Annotated in this window: 15 protein-coding genes; 8 read left to right on the top strand and 7 right to left on the bottom strand. The window is 64.9% G+C overall.

What is annotated here, in order from left to right; genetic code table 11:
- Nucleotides 1-97 precede the first annotated feature (97 nt).
- Together KF838_10705 and sat are read right to left on the bottom strand one after the other, a co-directional pair.
- A complete protein-coding gene (locus tag KF838_10705; protein ID QYK47248.1) occupies nucleotides 98-793 on the bottom strand; it encodes a hypothetical protein in 696 nt (231 codons plus the stop codon).
- Nucleotides 794-985: 192 nt separating this feature from the next.
- Nucleotides 986-2,167 carry a sulfate adenylyltransferase gene (gene sat / locus KF838_10710; protein ID QYK47249.1) on the bottom strand — a complete coding sequence of 394 codons (1,182 nt, stop codon included), beginning with the start codon at nucleotides 2,165-2,167 and terminating at the stop codon, nucleotides 986-988.
- Between the two features lie 291 nt (nucleotides 2,168-2,458).
- Here sat and cysC point away from each other — a divergent pair, with 291 nt between their 5' ends.
- Nucleotides 2,459-3,139, top strand: a complete 681-nt coding sequence (cysC, locus tag KF838_10715; GenBank protein ID QYK47250.1) for an adenylyl-sulfate kinase — start codon at nucleotides 2,459-2,461, stop codon at nucleotides 3,137-3,139.
- Nucleotides 3,140-3,210: 71 nt separating this feature from the next.
- Nucleotides 3,211-3,576, top strand: coding sequence for a four helix bundle protein (locus tag KF838_10720; protein ID QYK47251.1), 366 nt, complete (start codon nucleotides 3,211-3,213; stop codon nucleotides 3,574-3,576).
- 113 nt (nucleotides 3,577-3,689) lie between these two features.
- Here KF838_10720 and KF838_10725 read toward each other — a convergent pair whose 3' ends face one another.
- Together KF838_10725 and KF838_10730 are read right to left on the bottom strand one after the other, a co-directional pair.
- Nucleotides 3,690-4,646: an ROK family protein gene (locus tag KF838_10725; GenBank protein ID QYK47252.1), complete on the bottom strand. Its 957-nt coding sequence runs from the start codon at nucleotides 4,644-4,646 to the stop codon at nucleotides 3,690-3,692.
- Nucleotides 4,647-4,753: 107 nt separating this feature from the next.
- Entirely contained in the window at nucleotides 4,754-5,677 is a 924-nt protein-coding gene (locus KF838_10730) for a hypothetical protein (protein QYK47253.1), read from the bottom strand.
- A gap of 69 nt (nucleotides 5,678-5,746) precedes the next feature.
- Between KF838_10730 and KF838_10735 the strand changes: the two genes are divergently transcribed.
- Both KF838_10735 and KF838_10740 read left to right on the top strand, forming a co-directional pair.
- Entirely contained in the window at nucleotides 5,747-6,955 is a 1,209-nt protein-coding gene (locus KF838_10735) for an FtsW/RodA/SpoVE family cell cycle protein (GenBank protein ID QYK47254.1), read from the top strand.
- Nucleotides 6,952-8,106, top strand: coding sequence for a UDP-N-acetylglucosamine--N-acetylmuramyl-(pentapeptide) pyrophosphoryl-undecaprenol N-acetylglucosamine transferase (locus KF838_10740; protein QYK47255.1), 1,155 nt, complete (start codon nucleotides 6,952-6,954; stop codon nucleotides 8,104-8,106). Before KF838_10735 ends, KF838_10740 begins: the two co-directional genes overlap by 4 nt.
- Before the next feature lie 55 nt (nucleotides 8,107-8,161).
- On the opposite strand, the gene KF838_10745 is transcribed toward KF838_10740, so the two are convergent.
- The 3 genes from KF838_10745 to KF838_10755 form a co-directional block, all read right to left on the bottom strand.
- Nucleotides 8,162-10,726 carry a VCBS repeat-containing protein gene (locus tag KF838_10745; GenBank protein ID QYK47256.1) on the bottom strand — a complete coding sequence of 855 codons (2,565 nt, stop codon included), beginning with the start codon at nucleotides 10,724-10,726 and terminating at the stop codon, nucleotides 8,162-8,164.
- A 125-nt stretch (nucleotides 10,727-10,851) separates the two neighbouring features.
- The gene (locus tag KF838_10750; protein ID QYK47257.1) at nucleotides 10,852-12,813 is read right to left on the bottom strand and encodes an Hsp70 family protein; all 1,962 of its coding nucleotides are present in this window, start codon (nucleotides 12,811-12,813) and stop codon (nucleotides 10,852-10,854) included.
- A gap of 32 nt (nucleotides 12,814-12,845) precedes the next feature.
- Nucleotides 12,846-13,397 carry a hypothetical protein gene (locus KF838_10755; protein ID QYK47258.1) on the bottom strand — a complete coding sequence of 184 codons (552 nt, stop codon included), beginning with the start codon at nucleotides 13,395-13,397 and terminating at the stop codon, nucleotides 12,846-12,848.
- Nucleotides 13,398-13,468: 71 nt separating this feature from the next.
- Here KF838_10755 and pheT point away from each other — a divergent pair, with 71 nt between their 5' ends.
- The 4 genes from pheT (at nucleotide 13,469) to KF838_10775 (ending at nucleotide 20,073) form a co-directional block, all read left to right on the top strand.
- Entirely contained in the window at nucleotides 13,469-15,565 is a 2,097-nt protein-coding gene (pheT, locus tag KF838_10760) for a phenylalanine--tRNA ligase subunit beta (GenBank protein ID QYK47259.1), read from the top strand.
- A 241-nt stretch (nucleotides 15,566-15,806) separates the two neighbouring features.
- A complete protein-coding gene (ilvE, locus tag KF838_10765; GenBank protein ID QYK47260.1) occupies nucleotides 15,807-16,721 on the top strand; it encodes a branched-chain-amino-acid transaminase in 915 nt (304 codons plus the stop codon).
- Nucleotides 16,722-16,893: 172 nt separating this feature from the next.
- Nucleotides 16,894-19,581 carry a hypothetical protein gene (locus KF838_10770; GenBank protein QYK47261.1) on the top strand — a complete coding sequence of 896 codons (2,688 nt, stop codon included), beginning with the start codon at nucleotides 16,894-16,896 and terminating at the stop codon, nucleotides 19,579-19,581.
- A gap of 93 nt (nucleotides 19,582-19,674) precedes the next feature.
- A complete protein-coding gene (locus tag KF838_10775) occupies nucleotides 19,675-20,073 on the top strand; it encodes a DMT family protein (GenBank protein QYK47262.1) in 399 nt (132 codons plus the stop codon).
- Nucleotides 20,074-20,157 lie beyond the last annotated feature (84 nt).

Consider the following 20,157-nt stretch of genomic DNA (forward strand, 5'->3'; position numbering starts at 1 on the left):
CCGCGGGTTGCAACGAATGCTGAGATCTGGTGCCAATGGCAAACCACCGGGCAGAACCCGGTGGTCTCACTGATCCAATATGCACTGGAGATGCCGCTCAGCGACGGCGGCGCGGGGCAGCGAGCATCGACAGAGAGAGGAGCCCGAGGGCGCCCGGTGCGGGAACGACCGAGAACACAAGCCCGAAGGATGCATCGTTGCCATCTGCGCCAGAGGCACCCGCGCTGGCACTGGCCTGTGCCATGGCGTACAAGGTGTATGCGCCCGAGGGGAGCGCACCTGAAGCGGTGCCGCTCATGGAACCGAAAGTGTCCATGGGCTGCGAGAAGACGAGTCCACCCGGACCGGAGAGGGTGATCATCGCGGTGCCGGGCACAAGCATGCCGCCGGAGGCGAGATCCCAATCGAGCGCGTAATCCGCGCCAGCTGTGAGAACAAAGGCGAAGGAGAACTGGACGATGGCGTCAGAGCCCGCACCGCCGTCGCTTGTGCTGAACGCGCTGGCGAGTGCGGAGCCGTGAGCTTCGACGGAGTTCATCGAACGAAAGCTCTGGAGCGTGGCCGACCCGGAGCCGGTGCCGGCGGTGGTGTCGGCGAGTGACGAGACAGCCAGAGGCATCTCTGCGAAGAGCGTTGCCGTGAGACCATCGGCGTCAGAGCTGGTTGTGTCAAGGTCAAACGAGAACGCGATTGACTGCACCATGCCGCCCAGGGATTCGCTTGAGAACAGGTCTGCGGCGAGTGCGGGCATGGTGAGTGTCGAGCAGGCAAGGGCGAGTACGGCGCGAAGCATGGTGAATCTCTCCGTGAGGTGTTCGTGTATGGGCGGGTCCGCTCGGATCCGCGTTCGTGCGGCGATACCGCACCCTCCTTGACGCATTCGCTGATCGGCGACCTTGGTCGATTGCTTCTTGAAACGCAAAATGAAACAGACCCCGGGTGTGCCGGGGTCTGCATCGATTATCAGACGAAGAAGATACAGCGATCAGCCGACGAAGAGATCGCCACGCTTCGCGGCGGCGATGAGCACATCGGCGACCTCGGGGCGGCTGAACTCCGCCGGGGGACGCTCGCCCTTGAAGAGCAGGTCGCGCACTGCGGTGCCCGACAGGTTGATGATGTCGCCCTCGATCTTCGGGAAGGACTTACCGGAGACCATGCCGCCGTACGACTTGCTGTAGCCGGTGTGCTCGAACTTCATGATCCCCATGCCGAAGCCGATCAGGTCGATCTCGTCGAAGATCTTCTGCGCGTCATAGGTGCCGTAGTAGGTGCCTACGCCGGCGTGGTCGCGCCCGACGATGAAGTGGGAGCAGCCGTAGTTCTTCCGCATCACGGCGTGATGGATCGCCTCACGCGGGCCTGCGTAACGCATGGCCGCGGGGAGGACAGAGACCATCGTGGTCGCGGGGTTGAAGTACTTCTGGACGAGAGCATCGATCGCCTGCATGCGGACGGAAGCCGTGATGTCGCCCTTCTTTGTCTCGCCGACGAGCGGGTGGATGAGAAGGCCGTCGCAGAGTTCCTGGGCGCACTTGCAGACATACTCATGGGCACGGTGGATCGGGTTGCGTGTCTGGAACGCGACGACCGTCTTCCAGCCGCGTTTCTCGAACTCGGCGCGGACCTGGGCTGGTGTGAGACGCTGGGTCATGAACGCCTCGGGGCCGTTGGGATCGACACAGAGGGTCAGGGCATCAACGGGACCCGCGAGGCAGTGGTCGCCCTCGGCCTGGACCTGGGCAACGCCGGGGTGCGCCGAGTCTTCGGTGCGGAAGACATTGGGGATCTCGAGCTTCTTGTCGTGAAGGAACGACTCCTTCACGGTCATCACGCCCTGGAGCACGCCGTTCGGGGCGTACAGCGCGACGCGAGAGCCGATCGCCGGGACCTGCTCCTTGGCGACGGAGAGAAGGATCGGGATCGACCAGACCTGCCCGTTCGCCAGCTTCATCGAGGTGCAGACGGAGCGGAAGTCGTCCGATCCCATGAAGCCCTCGAGCGGCGAGTAGCCGCCGTTGGCGATGAGCTCGAGGTCGCACGACTGCTTGGCGGTGAGGTTGATGCGGGGAAGCGTTGCGGCCTCCTTCGTCAACTCCGCAGCGCGGCCGGCATCAACGACACGATTCACAAGCTTGCCGCCGTGCGGCTGGATAAGACCGGACATCGGAACCTCCGTTGGGTGATGGACTTATGACGGCTTTCCCGTGCTCGCTTGAGCACCGGGACAAGGGGGACAGGAGGGTAGCGCGCCATTCTGAGTCTGACCACACGACGCACGCTTCAGTTCGACATCCGACGCGCCGCAGAGTGTGCCGCAACATGCGGTCTGGCCGAATGTTGCCACTCGTTCGCGATCTCTCTACAGTCCCGCCCCCCGCGTCCCGTTGGAGGCAATCGGGGATTGCCCACTTTCACATCGCATGCGGCCTTTCAGGCCCGCCGGAGGCGAGATTCCATGGCTCAGGTCAACACCACGACGAACATCCACTGGCACGAGGGCGACATCACCCGCGAGGAGCGCTGGAAGGCCCTCGGCTGCAAGGGCGCGACCCTCTGGTTCACGGGGCTCTCGGGCTCCGGCAAGTCCACCATCGCCAGCGCGCTGGAGCAGACGCTCGCCAACAACAAGATCTTCACCTACCGCCTCGACGGCGACAACATCCGTTTCGGTCTCAACACCGATCCCAAGTCGCTGATGGGCAAGGGCTTCCCCGAGGCCGCGGCGAAGCGGTTCGGCATCGGTTTCTCCGCCGAGGACCGCGCGGAGAACATCCGTCGCATCGGCGAGGTTGCCAAGCTCTTCGCTGACGCCGGCTGCGTCGCGTTGACGAGCTTCATCAGCCCGTACCGGAAGGACCGCGATCTGTGCCGCCAGCTGCACAACGAGGCGAAGCCCTCCGCGCTGCCATTCATCGAGATCTACGTTGATACGCCGCTCGATGTCTGCGAGAGCCGCGACCCGAAGGGTCTGTACAAGAAGGCCCGCGCCGGCGAGATCAAGGGCTTCACCGGTATCGATGATCCCTACGAGGCACCGAACGCCCCTGAGCTGGTGCTGAAGACGGCCGAACTCTCGGTGGACCAGTCCGTTGCCAAGTGCATGGAGCTGCTCAAGAGCAAGGGCATCATCGGCTGAGTAGACGCTTCAGCGAAGTGGCCAAAGATCCAAAGGTCCAGAACGCCACATAAGACCAGAAAGACGACGCGGTGGGACGACTTCAACCGGAGTTGCTCGACCGCGTCGTCTCTTTCGCGGATCGATCGGTTCGACTCGCCGAGAAGCTCGCGGACGACGGACGATCTCGCCGCGTAGTCGATCAGATCATCGTGGCTGGTACTTCGGTTGGTGCAAACACATACGAGGCCGACGAGGCCCTAAGTCGAGCCGACTTCGCGAAGTGCGTCGGCATCGTGATCAAGGAACTCAACGAGTGCCGCTTCTGGATCGCGATCGTCGAGCGGAGGTCCTGGGCCACATCGGCTCAGCTCTCAGAAATCGCGGCCGAGACCGCAGAACTCAAGCGCATCTTCGGAGCGATCCTCACCCGAACACGCAGGTCCGCCATCAAGTGACGATACAGCATCACGGCACATTCCACGGGCAGTGATCCGGCGCGCGTACCTGCCACATCATTCTGAGCGTGTATCTGGAGTTCGGCGCTTTGGAAGTTGGCCCTTTGGCCCTTTCACAACCGCTCGCTCGCGAGCAGTGCAGCCCCGAACACGCCCGCGTTGTCCTCGAGCGCGGAGCCCACGATATCCACATCGCGGCATCTGGCGGGGAACGCGTGGCGCTTCACCGACTGGGCGATCTTCTTCACGAACGGCTTGCCCATCGCTTCGGAGAGCCCGCCACCGAGAACGACTCGCTCAAGCGAGAGAAGCGTGACCGCCGACGCGATCGCAACGCCGACGCGCTCGCACACATCGTCGATCACCTCGCGCACGAGTTCGTCCTCGGCCTCATAGGCCTGGGCGATGACCTTCGACTTGATGTTGTCGAGATTGCCCTCCGTCAGTGTCGAGACGATCGAGGGGCGATTGGCACGGATGAGCCGCGCGATCCGGTCGGCAACAGCGGAGCGCGAGCAGTTGTTCTCAAGCGAGCGCGAGCCCGGCGGGCTTCCCGGCAGCAGCGTGGTGTGACCGATCTCACCGGCGGTGAGGAAGTGCCCGTAGTACAGCTTGCCGTCCAGAATGAGCCCCCCGCCCACGCCTGTGCCGAGCCAGACGCCGAGCAGGAACCGGGACTTGGCGCCCGCTCCCATCGCGTTCTCGCCGTAGACAGCGACGTTGACGTCGTTGTCAACGATGACGGCCTTGCCGAGGCGCTTGCCGAGATCCTTTGCCAGCGGCGCGTTGGTCCAGCGGAGATTGACGGCTTCGAGAACTACACCGGTGTTCGGATCGATCGGGCCAGGAGCCCCGATGCCGACCGCCCCGATGTCCGCGATGGAGACTTTGGCCTGTGTGCATGCATCGGCGATGCCGCCGGCGATGCGATCGAGCACGGCCTCATACCCCTGGTCGGCCTTGGTCTTGAGTTTGGATGCGCCGAGGATGGTCCGTTCCGGCGAGACGACACCGATCTGGATGTTCGTGCCTCCGAGATCGATGCCGATGATGGGGCTGGTGAAGGGCATGGACTCTTCCTTGAAGGAGATCGCTGGTGCTGGGCCGTGGGTCAGGCCGGTCTTATCACTGAGGTTATCGGCACTCTTCGGGCGAGGGTGAAGCCCGGCGCAACGCTTCAGCCCGGGCGGTCGCTGAGGTGGGTCGCGACCAGGGCACAATCGGCGAGGAGGGGGTCTCCGGCCAGATGAGAGGCAAGCGCGCGCGCACGCTCCGGGGGCGTGATGACGAACATGGCCGATCCCGACCCGGTCAGGTGGGCAGGAAATCCGGATGCTTCCGACGCGTGCGCCAGCAGCCGGGCAAGCTCGGGCCTCACCGCGCACGCAGCGGGGGCGAGATCGTTGAACAGCCGATCGGGATCGAGTGTGTGCGAAGCCGCCAGTTGACGAACCTCCGCCTCGCGGAGGGGGCGCGGAGGAAGCCGATCGAACGCGGCATAGACCTCGGGCGTTGCGCACGAGAACCCGGGAACAATCAGAAGGATCTCGGCATGCACCGGGGAGAGGCGTTCAATCACCTCGCCGAAGCGGCTCACCAGCGAGGGATGCGGGAGGGTGTGAGGGTCGGCATGCATGAAGAAAGGGACATCGCTCCCCAGCGTTTGGGCGATATCAGTGAGGGTTTCCACGGGAATCGAGAGCCCGTGCAGCGTGTTCAGGGCCATGAGTGCTGACGCGGCGTCGGACGAGCCCCCCCCGAGGCCCGCGCCGATGGGGATGCGTTTGGTCAGGGTCAGTCGCGTCGGTAACGTGCGCCCGACGTGTGATTCCAGGGCTCGAAGAGCGCGGAACGCAAGATCCCGCTCGACAGGCCAGTCAATCCGCGTCGGCCGGGGCGCATCGTCGGCATGCCGGACCACGAACACGGATGGGGAATCCTGACTCAGCGTCTCCGCGTGTACCTCATCACAGAGATCGACGGGGGCGATCCAGGAGGCGATCGGGTGCCACCCCGGGCGTGGAGAGTCCGGTGGCTCGGCCGGGCCGACCGAGAGTGCGAGATTGACCTTGGCCGGTGCGCGGAGCGCGATCGTGGGCATTCACAAGGGTAAGCGCGCGACAGTGCCGCTCGTGCAGGCGATCGGGGCGAGAGGCCGATACTGTGGTCCATGCTCCGCCTCGGCCATTTCATCGCGCTCGCCGTGATCGCGCTCCTCACGCTCGGTGTGGTCATGGTGAACTCGGCAGGGATGTCCGTCGCGCCCATCGGAGCCGAGGGGTGGACCGAAGAGGGGGTGACGCCGGAGTCGATCCTGCTCTCCCGCTCGACGGTCTACATGCTGCTCGCCCTCGCGGCCCTCATCGCCGGATCGATCCTCCCCGTGCGATCGTTCGCGGAGCGATTCGCACGCCCGGAACCCATGACACGAGGGGACTGGAAGCCCGACGCGATGGTGCTCTGTGCCGGAGGAATGGCGCTCGTGGCCGTCATGGCGATGGTCTACCTACCGGGTGTCGGCAAGAGCGTCAACGGCGCACAACGGTGGATAGCCGTGCCGGGCATGGGCGGCTTCTCGTTCCAACCCTCCGAGATCGCCAAATGGGGGATGTGCCTCCTCGTGGCGTGGTACGGCGCGAGACGCACGACCTCGCTCGGCTCATTCATCACCGGGCTGGTGCCCGCCCTCGCCGTCACCGGCCTCGTCGCCGGGTTCATCATCATCGAAGACCTCGGAACGGGCGTCCTGGTCGGCGCTGTCGCCTGCCTCGTGCTGATCGCGGCCGGCGCGAAGCTCTGGCACTTCATGACCATGGTGCCGCTCGCGGCCATGGGACTGCTCGCGGCAATCGCCACAAGCCCCTATCGCGTCAAACGCATCATGACCTTCATCAACCCCTACGAAGACCCGCAGGGCGCCGGGTATCACATGATCCAGTCCATGACGGCTGTCGCCGGCGGCGGCGGCTTCGGACGCGGACTCGGCCATGGACTCCAGAAGTTCGGATACCTGCCGGAGGACCAGACCGACTTCCTCTTCGCGATCATCTGCGAGGAACTCGGCATCGCCGGTGCCGCAATCGTCATCGGACTCTTCATCGTGCTCACGCTGACCGGCATGGCGATCGCCGTAAAAGAGCGTGAGCCGATGCTCAAGCTGCTCGCGCTCTCCGTCACGGCCACCGTCGGGCTGCAAGCGATCATCAACCTCTTTGTCGTCACCGGCCTCGGACCGACAAAGGGGATCGCGCTGCCACTCGTCTCGTCGGGCGGCACCGGCTGGATCCTCACGGCCTTCTCGCTCGGGCTCCTTGTCTCGATCAATCGCGGGCAAGAGGATCCCGATGTCGACGGATATCCATCGGCGGCGACGGCATGACCATCGAGCATCGCGCGTACCTCTTTGCCGGCGGCGGCACGGGCGGGCACCTCTTCCCGGGGCTGGCCGTGGCCGAACATGTCTTCAAGCTTGAGGCCGCGGCTGGACGGCCCGCGCCCGCGTGCGTCTTTCTATCCTCAGATCGCGCGATCGACCGCAGGATCCTCGGCGAGGCGCGCCTCGGAGGGCAGCCGGTTCGCTTTGAGCCCACGAGTGCCGCACCGTTTGTGGTCACGCCGCGCGGGATCGCGAAGTTCGCTGCGGGCTGGGGTCGCACGATTCGCCAGACGCGTGAGACGATCCGCGCACTGAGGGCCGAGGGGCGCGATGTCCGCGTTGTCGCGCTCGGCGGGTTCGTCGCAGCACCGGCTGTCCGGGGCGCTCGGGTAGAGCGTTCGCCTGTGACAATGCTGAATCTGGACGCGGCGCCCGGCCTTGCGAACAGGTGGATCTCAAGGAGGGTCTCAGAGGTCTTCACGAGCGCCGAGGTAGAAGATCCGATCGCGCACGGACGCCGTCCCTGGACACAAATCCCACCGATCGTGCGATCGGAGGCGATCGCACCCGGCGATGCGGAGTCGTGCCGCACGGCTCTCGGGCTCGACCCGCTCCTCCCGACGCTTGTCGTGACCGGCGCGAGCCAGGGGGCTCGATCGATCAACCGCCTGATGGGAGAGATCCTGACGAAGGAGCCGGATGCGCTGCGCGGCTGGCAGGTCTTCCATCAGACCGGGCAGGACGAAGTGGAACAGACTCGCGATGCCTATCGCACAGCTTGCGTTCCCGCACGAGTCGAATCGTTCATCGCGACGATGGGCGTTGTGTGGGGCGCGGCGGATCTCACCGTGAGCCGCGCAGGCGCGGGAAGTGTCGCCGAGGTGTGGGCGAATCGCGTGCCCTCCGTGCTCATGCCGTATCCATACCACAAAGACCAGCACCAGCGGCTCAACGCTCGGGTGCTCGAACGATCCGGGGGGGCGATCGTCGTCCAAGATCGAATCGACGCGACGCCAAACATGGAATCTGCCGGCGCGACGATTGTCGGGCTGCTCAGAGACTCGTCGAAGCGTGCGACGATGCGAGCCGCACTCGCAACACTCGGACCTGCAAACGGCGCGGAGCGCGTCGCTATGGCGTTGGTCGAGGGATGATCCGCTGATTCTCTGCATGAATCGTGCGGGATCCGCGCACGCTCTTGCGTGGGCATTATTCCTGCGTACCGATCTCACGCCAGCGGACGACCCTGAGCGAGCCCCCCCGTGGCGACGGTTCCGTGATTGTGAGCACGCGGGGCACTGAGACGCCGCCGAATTCGCTGGAGACATCCCCCGGCATCGCGATGGCCTCGATGATGCCAGAGCGGAAGTGGGCGCGCACGAGGTAGTTTGATTTCGGCTCAACGCCGCCGAAGTGTGCCCAGTGAGGATCCGAGCCACCCAGCCCGCGAGCTCCGCCGATCGTCCGCTTGCCAATGAGGCGCGATCCCGATTCGTCGTACAACTCAACGACGACGCCCACGGCGGAGGTGTTCGTCGCGCCAGGCCCCGCGCCGACGAGTCGCACATGGAACCCGCGCTCATCATCCAGGTTGTTCTTCAACAGGACCGAGCTTCCGTTCGCACGCGTGATCGCGATGTCGAGATCGCCGTCGTTGTCGAAGTCGACAAACGCGCAGTCGAGGTTGTCGCCCGGGGCCTCAGCGCCGATCCAGACCAGCACGAACGTTCCGGCATCGTTGCGGAAGAGGAGATTGCCCCCTGAGGCAGTGCAGACATAGAGATCGACATCGCCATCGTTGTCGAAGTCGCCCCAGGCGCACCCTCGCATCGCAACCTCTTCAGGATTATCCAGTCCGATCTCCTCGGCGATCTCTTCAAAGGTGAGGCCGTCGGCCTCGTAGAGACGGCCGACCGTCTTGGCCGATCCCGCAACGTAGAGATCGAAGTCGCCGTCGTTGTCAAAGTCACCCCATGTTGCCCCGACGGGCGCGCGTGAGGTCGCATCCGTGCCGAGCGTGATGATCGACTTGTGCGCACCGGCTTCACTCGACAGGAAGACCCTGCCGGAACCCGCGTTGAAGAGGTCGAGGAAGCCGTCGTTGTTGATGTCGGCCGATGCGACGTACCCGAGCGTCTCGCCTCGGAGCGTGAGCCCGACCGCAGTCGTGAAGGCGGGTGTAGAACCCGTCGCACGAACGGCGTGCCAGAGACTCGTCCCGGCGAGAATGAGGGCGTCGAGCCGACCGTCGCCGTCGATGTCGGAGGCAACCGCGGCGAAGTTCGTCTTCGGATCAACGATCCCCGCGTCGCCGAACTCCGTCATCCAGCCGCTCTGGTTCAGAAAGAGTGTTTCCGAGTTGGTGTCGGGGGTGCCGATGCTCAGCAGATCTGCAAGACCATCACCGTCGTAGTCGCCGATGGCGGCCTGACGAGTCGCGATGCCGATCGACTGCGCGACAAACTTGCCCCCCTTGTTGATGAGAAGTTTGGCGCGGGATCCGGTGATGATGCAGTCGAGGTCTCCATCCCCATCCACGTCGAGCCACGTCATTCCGCCGCCATCGAGCGAGTCGGATGAGGCCGGCACGCCGAAGCCGACATCGGAGGTGACATCCGTGAAGAGCAGCGAGGCGACACCCTCATACGCACCGATGTCGTAGCGACCACCCTCGGGCCGGACCGAACCCGCAAGATCGTCCGTCACACTCGGCTCAGGATTCTGACCTTTGTTGATAGCAGGTGACCCTGCCTTCAAGGAGTAGACAGACGAGGACAGGAAGAGCGGGTCAGCGGTTGTTTCGTTCTTCGCCAGAGCAAGGCCGCGCTTGTTCCCGGCCAGGTTTGAGAAGTAGAGATTGAAGTCGGTCTCCGCCTTCGCGCCGCTGAGATCGAATCCGAACCCTGTGTTGTGCGCGAGGATCGTGTTGTAGATCCGGGTGACGCCGGCGTCGGCGCTCACGCCGTCGCCCTTGTTCCGTGCGATGGTGCAGTGCCAGACCGTGAGCTCGGCATCTGACCCCTTCGATGCCGCGAGGCCCGCGCCCGTGTTGTTTCGCAGCAGAGAGTTCACAACCACAACCTTGCCCCCCCGCGTGTCGATCCCGTCCTTCCTGTTGGAGTAGACCTCGCAGTTCCAGCACTCCACGTCCGAGCCCGCCTCGGCCGCGATGCCGTCGTCATGGTTGCCGTAGATCCGCGTGTTCACGACGCGCAGCTCCGTGCCGGTCTCCGCGCTGATGCCGACGCCCTTCGAACCTCGAACGATGGAGTCTCTGATCTCGATCTCTGAAGCGGCAGCGACGAGATTGGTTGATGTCGCGTTGGCAAGGTCGCAGGCAACCAGCTTGCCACCACTCGACTTCGTCCACTCGATGCCGACCTTCGCTCTTGCGACCCGAACGTTCGAGATCTCGACATGGTCCATCCCCTTGATCGTCAAGGCGGTGCCGGGTGGGTTCCTGATGATGACCGTGCCCTTGGTACCGAACACCTCTCCGGCGATGTCGCCGACGATGCGGAGCGGCTTCCCGGGCGCGCCGGATCGCGACACGACATGGGCCGCCTGGTACGTGCCGGGACGGATGTAGATCGTGTCGCCAGCGCCGGCGAGCGAGAGCGCCTTTGTGATTGTCTTGAACGGCGCGGCAACGCTCGTGCCGCTGTTCGTGTCCTTGCCCGCTGTCGAGACGAAGTAGTCGGTTGCACGCGCCGAGAGGCCGACCATCGACACAAGGACCAGCAAGACAAGGCCGCGAAGACGTGTGTGAAACATGGCCGTTCCCCTGATGCGAGACAATGACGCTCTCACGGAGATATCGGCCGCTCGCAGGTGTGCTTTCGGCGCGGGAAGAAAAGCGGCGTCATCAGGGCAGAATCGCGATCAGAGGTCCGAGAATCTCATGTCTCATGGCCGCGCAGAGACTCAACGATCGAGAGCTCCTGCAGGCGCACGCTCGATCGATCGAGCGTCTCCTTGGCACGATGGATCTCGTCGGGATTCACCGACTGCCAATCGCTCGCGGCACGCTCGACCAGATCGCGGAGTCTGGAGACATGCCCTCGGAGCTCATCGCGATACCCGGGCTCGATGCGCTCCCCAAGACGAGCGAGACGATCCTCGATCCACCTGATATCCAATCGGGCGTTCACGATAAGGTCTGTCACGCGATGGCGCGTCATGTCCTCGCGCGCGTGCGCGATGGACTCACGCTCCATGCGATCCACCTCTTCACGCGTGAGGCCGTGGTTGGGGATGACCTGGATCGAGGCGCGGCGGCCGGTCCTGCGCTCCATCGCGCCCACGCGGAGCACGCCGTTCGCGTCGACCAGGAACTCGACCTCGACCTGCGGGATTCCCGCGGGCATCGGCGCAAGCCCGCCGAGGTGGAACTCACCAAGCAACCGGCAGTCCGAGGCCATCTCCCTCTCGCCCTGATACACAGCGAGTTTGATCGAAGTCTGTCCGTCAACGCTCGTGGAGAACATCTCGACCGCTCGGGCGGGGACGGGCGCGTTCCGCATGACGAGCTTCGCCACCGCGCCGCCGACGGTCTCGATCCCCAGCGAAAGTGGGACGACATCGAGCAGGAGGGACCCCCGGGATGCGCCCGAGAGCAGCGAGGCCTGCACCGCCGCTCCCAGCGCGACAACCTGATCCGGGTCGATTGCGGTGTACGGCTCGAGCCCGAAGAACTCGGCAACTCTTCTGCGAACGAGCGGCATCCGTGTTGCGCCGCCGACGAGCACGACGGCGTCGATCATCCGCCGCGCGTCCTCCGGCGTCCGCGCGCCCAGCTCCCTCGACGCGTCGCGAAGGGCGGTCACGCACGCACGCATCGCGCGATCGATGAGCCCGCCGGACATCGCCTCCAGCTCGGCGCGTGTGAGTCTCCGCTCGTAGATCCGCGATCCAGACCCGTCGCCCACGTCGATGCGGATGCGGGCCTCCTCCTGCGCACTGAGCCGGTGCTTGATCTCCTCGGCAAACTGCTTGAGCGCGCGCCTGACTTCGGGCGAAGGGTCGGCGCCTCGGTCCAACCAGCCACGCTCCCTCAGCTCGCGCGTGAAGAGCGCGACGAGCGCGTGGTCGATGTCGTCCCCGCCGAGGCGGGTGTCGCCGGCGGTCGAGATGACCTGGAAGAAGGACGTCTCGCCCTCGACCTGCGCCGGCGTGAGACGGAGGATGGAGACGTCAAAGGTGCCGCCACCGAGATCGAACACGGCGACAACAGAGTCCTGCTTGCGATTGCGGGAGGCGTCCCGATCGAGGCCGATGCCGTAGGCAAGTGCCGCGGCGGTCGGTTCGTTCACGATGCGAACAACCTCGAGCCCCGCCAAACGGCCCGCGTCGCGTGTCGCCTGGCGCTGGGCATCGTCGAAGTACGCAGGCACAGTCACGACAGCCCTGGAAACAGCGTGCCCGAGGACGGCCTCCGCGCGACGCTTGAGCGCACCGAGCACCGCACCCGAGACTTCCTGGGGAGAGACCACCCTGCTGCCTCCAGCCAACGGAAGCAGCACGCGGGCGGTCGCGTGCTCACCCTCGACGACCGTGTAAGGGAGATACGCCAAGTCCGGCGCGGCGTCGGCGATCGACCTGCCCATGAGCCGCTTCACACTCGTGATCGTGGTGCTCGGAAACTCAACGGCTCGATCCTTCGCATCGTCCCCCACCACCGTCGTCGGCTTGTCGGCCGAGCCCTCGTAGCGCACAGCACTCGGCAGAATCGCCCGCTCACCCGGCGGAACAAGCACCCGAGGACCTCGCTCATCGGCGATCGCGACGAGGGAGTTCGTCGTGCCGAGATCGATGCCGACGATCACGTCCTGGTTCGGTTTCGCAGCTTCGGTGCTGGACATGGCGTGTCGCTCGGTAGATTCTGCGATGGGCTTCACCAAGACCAGCCGGTCGAGAGCCACGCGTGCTCGCCGAGTGTGCGCACGAGCGACTTGGCCCACTCATCTTCCTCAAGATTCACGACGCGCGTGGTCCGGCGTCCATCGGCCGAGATATGGATGATCGCCGACGTGGAACTCGTGCGGATCACGGTGTCCTCACCAGGGTCGCCGATCTGCAGCTCGGGACGGATCCACGAGAGCCGACGCCAGAGATCCGCCATCTGGAGATCCGTCAGGTACTTGGTCCGAGGGGGATAGACGCGTGTCGTTGCGCCGGCCCCGACGGCGGACCGGAACAGCCCGTCCGGCTCCACGATGTAGCGAGCGGGGCGCTCTGCAAGATCCTTACCGAATGCAAGATCACGTCCGCGCTCGTCCGTCTCGCGACCAGGCGTCATGACCGTCACCGAAAGCGCAAAGTCCGTCGGATAGTCCGTACCCCGAACCGGCACGTGTGTGGGCTTCGTCTGGGATGCACACCCGGCGAGCAGCACGCTGGCGAGAAGAACGCAGATCACGGGCACAAGCCGCGGGATGGGGAGCATGTCAAAGTCTAGAGCGGTCGAGGTTCGGACGGATCGCGCGCCGCCTGCCGCGACGACTACGCTTTGTGCCCATGAATATCTCCCTCCAGTGGCTGAACCGCTACCTCTCCGAGCCCGTCACCGCGCCCGAGGCCGAGGAGATCCTGACGCACGTCGGATTCCCGCTCGAATCATCGGTCGAGAAGGGGCCTGGGGACTGGCTGATGGATGTCGAGGTGACATCAAACCGGGGGGATTGCCTGTCCCACCTGGGCGTGGCGCGGGAGATCGCCGCCAAGACCGGGCGCACGCTCGTCATGCCCAGTGCCCCCCCGCCGAAGCGAGCGGGGCGCGTCGGCGATGTCCTGACGCTGACCAACGAGACGCCCGATGCCTGCCCGAGATTCACCGCGCAGGTCGTCCGCAACGTCAAGGTCGGACCGAGCCCGGCATGGATCAGAGACGCGCTCGAAGCGGTCGGGCAGCGTTCGATCAGCAACATCGTCGATGTCACGAACTTCATCACGCTCGAACTCGGCAACCCCTGCCACGTCTTCGATCTCGACAAGCTGGAGGGACGCGCCCTTCGCGTGCGCTACGCGAGAAAGGGCGAGCCCCTCAAGACCCTTGACGGCAAGCAGCGCACGCTGGTCGAGACCGATCTCGTTGTCGCCGACACAATCCGGGCCCAGTCCCTTGCAGGCGTCATCGGCGGCGCAGACTCGGAGGTCTCCGCCTCGACCGTCAACGTCGTGCTTGAGATGGCTACGTGGGATCCGGCCACGATCCGCAGGGCCGCTCGGCGCCTGGGCATCCGCACCGACGCGGGATACAGGTTCGAGCGCGGCGTCCACCCCGCAACCCTGGACGATGCCGCGCGCCGGGCCGCGGAACTCATCGTGCAGGTCGCGGGCGGCGAGCTCGCCGAGGGGATCCTGAGCGAGGGCAAGCCCGTTCCCAAGCCGCAGATCGTCGAGCTGCGCCCGTCGCGGTGTGCCGCGATCATCGGGCAAGCGATCCCCGCCGGAGACATCATCGCCATGCTCCGGCGGCTCGACATCGATGTCTCACAGCGCGACGAGGACACACTGGCCTGCGAGATCCCCGCGTGGCGCATCGATCTTGAGCGTGAGATCGATCTGATCGAAGAGGTCGCGAGGATCCGCGGCCTGGACACCATCGAAGTCTCCGAGCGTCTGCCGATCGCGATCCGCCCGCCGCAACCGACCGAGCGTGCCGCCCGCGAGTTGACGGGCGTGCTGACGGGCATGGGGTTTTACGAGGCCGTCACGTTCACGTTCGTGACTCCGGCTCAGGCCGCACCATTCGCGGGGCCGGGCGTCGGTCTTGTGAAAGTCGATGATGAGCGTCGCGGCGCGGATGGCACACTGAGGCCGAGCGTGCTGCCGGGCCTGCTGCTCTGCCGGCGCTCGAACCGAATGGCCCAGGTGGAGCAGCCGGGAGGCGTGCGGCTCTTCGAGATCTCGGCAACATTCGGTCAGGATTCGAAGGGCGACTCTCTGGAAGCGCGACGCCTCGGGATGCTGCTCGACGCGCCCCTTTCCGGGAAGCGAGCGACACACGACGACCGACAGACCGCGGTGCGCCTGGCACGCGGCGCGGTCGAAGCGGTGGTGCTGGCGATGGCCGGGCCGCGTGCCCGCGTGTCGATAGAGCCGAAGGAGACGGGGATCCCCGCTTGGGAATCCGGCGCGTCCGGAACGGTCTGGATGGAGACCGAGAAGGGCCGCCGAGCCATCGGCACACTTGGTCTCATGTCGAAGCAGACGCTCGACCTCTTCGAACTCGAGCACCCTGTCGCCTGCGCCGAACTGGAGATCGAGCCCCTCCTCGCGGCATATCCCGGCGGCAGCGCGATCGAGCCGCTCCCCGCCTTCCCTTCCATCGAGCGCGATCTCTCGCTGGTCGTCGCCGAGAACGTCCCATGGGCAAGGTTCGAGGCGTTGCTCGCACGCATCGGCAAGGAACGCGAGATGGCGCTCCTGGAGTCGTCGCGATTCGTCGGTGTCTACCGGGGCGAGCAGGCCGGCAAGGGGAAGAAGAGCGTGACGCTCCGCATGCGATTCCGAGCCGCCGACCGGACACTTCGCCATGAAGAGGTCGATCCGCAGGTCGCACGCGTCATCGCGGAGGCAAAGTCTGAACTCAACGCGGAACTCCGCGCCTGAGCGGCTGGCCCGCAGAAGTACGGTCGGTGAACGGAAACAGATCGGTGCGAACATTTTGACTCGTGGGTGCGTCCTTTTACGGTCTCGCGAATAGGATTGGCACCGATAGGGAGGTGGCCTTTCCCACCCCGATCCGGGCACTCGGCATGAGCCGATTCGCAACTGGACAGATCCTCGCGGCACGGAAGGAGCAGCATCGATGACGACCGTTTCCACACGCCCAGCCACAGGAGCATCAGCCGTGCCATCTACTGACCGCCCTTTGATCTGGGTGAACGGCGAGTTGAAGCCCAAGAGCCAGGCCATGGTGAACGTGTACGACCACGGACTGCTGTACGGCGACGGCATCTTCGAGGGGATCAGGGTCTATCAGGGCAGGATCTTCCTCTGCAAGCAGCACATCGAACGCCTCTGGAAGTGCGCTTCCGACATCCGCATGACAATCCCCGTTTCGAAGGACGAGATGGTCTCGATCATGCGGAAGTGCATCGAGGCAAACGGGATCGTGGACGGGTACATCCGCCTGATCGTCACCAGGGGCGTCGGCACGCTCGGGCTCGACCCGAGGCGGTGCCCAGTCCCCGGGATCATCTGCATCGCCGACCAGATCTCCCTCTTCCCCTCGCAGATGTACGACGAGGGAATGCGCGTTGTCGTCGCCAACCGCCCGAAGACGCCGGTTGAGTGCCTCGATCCGCGGATCAAGAGTCTCAACTATCTGAACAACATCCTCGCCAAGTGCGAGGCCATCGACTATGGCTGCCACGAGGTGATCATGCTGAACCTCAACGGCGATGTCACCGAGGGCTCGGGCGACAACATCTTCATCATCAAGAACGGTGAGATCTTCACGCCTCCCTCAGGCGTCGGACTCCTCGAGGGAATCACCCGCAGATTCGTCATGGAGCGTCTTGCTCCGGACTGCGGCATGAAGGTCATTGAGAAGTCCTTCAAACTCGATGAACTCCTGAAGGCCGATGAGATTTTCCTCACAGGGTCCGCCGCCGAGATCATCTCGGTCACTCAGGTCGACCAGCACGACGGCAAGGCGATCACCAAGACGACCCGAATCTCCCAGGGCGAAGGCCCCATCACCAATCGGCTGCGTCAGCGATTCCGCCAGATCGTCACCTCCCCGGACGTGCCCGAGAACTGATCCGCCGACGTTTCCGGCCCCTTCACACCGGCCATGCCAGGCCAGATGATGCCTTATTGAACTGCGCAAACCGAGGCGCATCAGTTGTGTGCGTGGATGCGTTTCAGTACACTCAAACCGTGGTTGCGGTCCGTCGTGGGGATGAGACACAACCGCCTTGGAGTGCTGCTCAATGCTCGCGGTGCGTGTCTTGCGCGTCGTTTGCTCGTGCGCGCCTCTCGGACTTGTCTGCTGGACGCTCGCTTCTGCCCAGCCGGTCCCGGTGGTGTCGAAATCATCGGGCGTCAATCAGTCCTATGCGGTCGGTGCGGAGGCGCGGGAACGCACCTTCAGATTCGATGCCGGCGTCGAACTCGCGCCCGGACTCGAGTTCGGATTCACTCGGGGCGTGCCGAGCGTCGCGGCGGATGGCTCGCCCATCGCGCCGCACCAGCCACGCTTTGCACCGCCGATCACCATCGCGTCGGATGTCCGCGTCGAGAACGTCCGCCAGACCAGCACCTCGACGATCATCCTCGCGAGCGGCGTCGATGCCGATGGTGTCACCCCGATGCTGGTCGTGCGGGACTCCTCGCAGCAGGTCGTCGATGTCTTCTGGTGCGCGAATGACGATCTGCTGCTCGCCGAGCAGACGGGCGTCGGTCGAACCCGCACGAATCTGGCGAGCGTCTGGCCGATCGATATCCTCGGCGGCGCATCGCCGCTGAAGCGGTATGAGCCGAAATCGGGGGCCGTGTGCCACGGGCTCATCGTGCTGGTCTGCAGCGTCTCGGTCTACCAGGATTTCACGATCGGCGTCTGGCCCGTCGCTTCGACCGCGATCGTTGTCTCACAGGACAGAGGCGCAACGTGGACGCTCCTCTACGAGGACGAGCCGAGCCAGCACGGGCTCGCCCGAGTCCGCGCATGGTCGATGCAGAACTGGTGCCCGAGCGGCCCCGAATCCCGACCCACCGAAGCGTGGTTCATCGCGACCGATTATCGGTTCAAGCCCTTCTGCGAAGGGGGTGCCGCATACTTCCTCCGCGCCACCCGACAGTCGGCGGACGATCTCTGGACGCTCGACACCGGCACACGCATCTACCAGACACCCGCCCCGATCACTGGGCAGCACGCCCACGCCGCAGCGGTCGTGCCCGGACCAGATGGCCCGATCGCGATCGTGTCGATCGGCGATGGGCAGGCCCTCAACCGTGTCGTCAGACTCACTCCCTCGTCGCTGACAGGAACCGTGAGCCCGTGGGAGAGCCAGGAGAGTTTCCACGGCTCCGAGGGAACCCCGGGGAACCAGTTTGTCGGGTGCGCGCCGCTCGGTGCGACGGGCTTGGTCATACTCGGAAGCGATCTCGCGGATGAGCAGATCATGCTCATGGATCCAACCGGCGACTCGCCGCGGCACATGCGTCTCTTCGGCGGAACATGGTCCAACGGCATCACCTCGCAGGTCTTCATGATCCGTTCGCCACGCCCGGAAGTCCGCGGGCCATATTGCGCGACATACGACCCACAGCAGAACAGCACCCTCTTCCCGCCCCACGCCAGGCGCCTCCTCTATTCCGAAGATGGGCTGCGCTGGGCACACATGCTCGCCCCGGGCGCGACAACATCCTGGACCGCGTCGATCCACGGGGATCACGTCTACATCGATGGAGAGTTGTCCTCCGGCACGCGCCTGCGCCGCGCCACACTCCCGCGAATGCACACCGCCGCGCCGCTCGATGTCTCGTCCGGCATGATGCAGCGGCTCAGGCAATCGCCGACACACACAAGCGGTGGCGGCGGGACGCTTGTCGCACTGACTCGGAACGCCGAAGGGCTGTGGATGGACGAGGGTGTGGCCATCGATCCTCAGCCGCCCTGCGTCGGCCCGGTCTGGAAGGCGACCGGCATCGCCGGGACGACCGACACCCGCATCGGTGACATCTCGCTCATCGGCAGCGCCACGTTCGGGCAGACGGTCGGCGTGCAGCGGGTCGCGATGCGCTTCTGGACCATGGGCATCCAGAGCGATCGATCCACCACAACCCGTTTCGAGCTGAAGCCGAACGCGAGCCCGCCCCTCTACATCCGCACACTGAACAGCGTCGTGGAGCAAGAGTGGCAGGCGACCACCATCGTGGGCGAGTTGCCGATCCCCGCCGGCCAGACGCCAGTGCTCAGAATCAGATCCGGCAGCGGAGTCGGTACGGCACAATCCTTCTATCTGGCTCTCGATGCCTTCGCCGAGGGGCGCGGCTACGCCGGATACCCCGCAGGCCCCGACACGTCTCTGGATGGAATGGGCACGGCCATGCCCGACGAGCGTGCATGGATCTCCGGCTTCGATCTCGCGGAAAGATGGACCGTCACGATCGCGGGGCGTTTGCCCGACGATGGCTGGGACCTCGCCCTCCTGAGCAGAGAAGGTCTGATCTGGCCGCTCTTCTCGCTCTGGTGCTCGGACAGAGAACGACTCGTCTTTGTTGCCGATTCCGTCAACCACACACTCGAAGCACGGATCATCCGCGATAACCACATCGTCGCCACCTACACACTCAACGAAATGGTCTGGACTCGCGGATCGTCGCTGCAGGTCTCGGTCTCGCAGATCAGCCCGGACGCTCCCCTCGGCATCACCGTTGCCGGATGCGGCATGCCCGCCCGCGACATGGCCCTTGCTCCAAACACCCAGAACACACCCGCGCTCACACGCCCCGTCAGGCAGATCCGGTTCGACGACGGCTCTGGAATCGACGGCATCGGCATGGACGTGCGTTGCTCCCCGATGCTCTGGTTCGGCGGCAGCATCGTCGAGCACAGGTCTTGGTCCCCACAGCAAAGACGCGAGGCCTTGAGAACGCTGCACTACCTCGCTCCATGAGCCCCCCACCCACCCGTCGCTCCCCGGCAGTCCCCTCCCTCTGATGCAATCGGCGCGCCGAGCGCGTGGTCGATCAGATACGCTTGACTCCGCATGATCCAGACACTCCTCACGTCGCCGGTCTCGCGCTGGCTCGTCCCCGTGCTGCTCCTGATCGGCTCCAACGTCTTTATGACCTATGCGTGGTACTACCACCTCAAGGTCAAGACGTGGCCGCTCCTGGTGGCGATCGGCTTCTCGTGGGGGATCGCCCTCTTTGAGTACTGCCTTCAGGTTCCCGCCAATCGCATGGGGCATGTCTCCAACGGCGGCGCGTTCACGGCACCGCAACTCAAGATCATCCAGGAAGCGATCACATTGATCGTCTTCACCGCCTTCACGCTCCTCGTGCTCCGCGAGAAGCCGCGCATGCACGACTACATCGCGATGGGCCTCATCCTGCTCGCGGTGATTGTCTCGATGATGGGAAGGCGGAGCGGCGGGGGGCATTGAACACCCTCTTCCTTCCCCATCGATTCGTTCCCGCACATCTTCGGGGTGAACACCTCAGCCACCGACCACCGTGTCTCGTTTCCG

This window comes from Phycisphaeraceae bacterium, assembly GCA_019454185.1.
Taxonomy (GTDB): Bacteria; Planctomycetota; Phycisphaerae; order Phycisphaerales; family UBA1924; genus JAHBWV01.

Coding starts and splice junctions, on each gene's coding strand:
- KF838_10740 (QYK47255.1), top strand. CDS start 6,952: ATGACCATCGAGCATCGCGCGTACCTCTTTGCCGGCGGCGGCACGGGC.
- pheT (QYK47259.1), top strand. CDS start 13,469: ATGAATATCTCCCTCCAGTGGCTGAACCGCTACCTCTCCGAGCCCGTC.
- KF838_10705 (QYK47248.1), bottom strand. CDS start 793: ATGCTTCGCGCCGTACTCGCCCTTGCCTGCTCGACACTCACCATGCCC.
- KF838_10775 (QYK47262.1), top strand. CDS start 19,675: ATGATCCAGACACTCCTCACGTCGCCGGTCTCGCGCTGGCTCGTCCCC.
- KF838_10730 (QYK47253.1), bottom strand. CDS start 5,677: ATGCCCACGATCGCGCTCCGCGCACCGGCCAAGGTCAATCTCGCACTC.
- KF838_10725 (QYK47252.1), bottom strand. CDS start 4,646: ATGCCCTTCACCAGCCCCATCATCGGCATCGATCTCGGAGGCACGAAC.
- KF838_10750 (QYK47257.1), bottom strand. CDS start 12,813: ATGTCCAGCACCGAAGCTGCGAAACCGAACCAGGACGTGATCGTCGGC.
- KF838_10745 (QYK47256.1), bottom strand. CDS start 10,726: ATGTTTCACACACGTCTTCGCGGCCTTGTCTTGCTGGTCCTTGTGTCG.
- cysC (QYK47250.1), top strand. CDS start 2,459: ATGGCTCAGGTCAACACCACGACGAACATCCACTGGCACGAGGGCGAC.
- KF838_10770 (QYK47261.1), top strand. CDS start 16,894: ATGCTCGCGGTGCGTGTCTTGCGCGTCGTTTGCTCGTGCGCGCCTCTC.
- KF838_10735 (QYK47254.1), top strand. CDS start 5,747: ATGCTCCGCCTCGGCCATTTCATCGCGCTCGCCGTGATCGCGCTCCTC.
- KF838_10755 (QYK47258.1), bottom strand. CDS start 13,397: ATGCTCCCCATCCCGCGGCTTGTGCCCGTGATCTGCGTTCTTCTCGCC.
- sat (QYK47249.1), bottom strand. CDS start 2,167: ATGTCCGGTCTTATCCAGCCGCACGGCGGCAAGCTTGTGAATCGTGTC.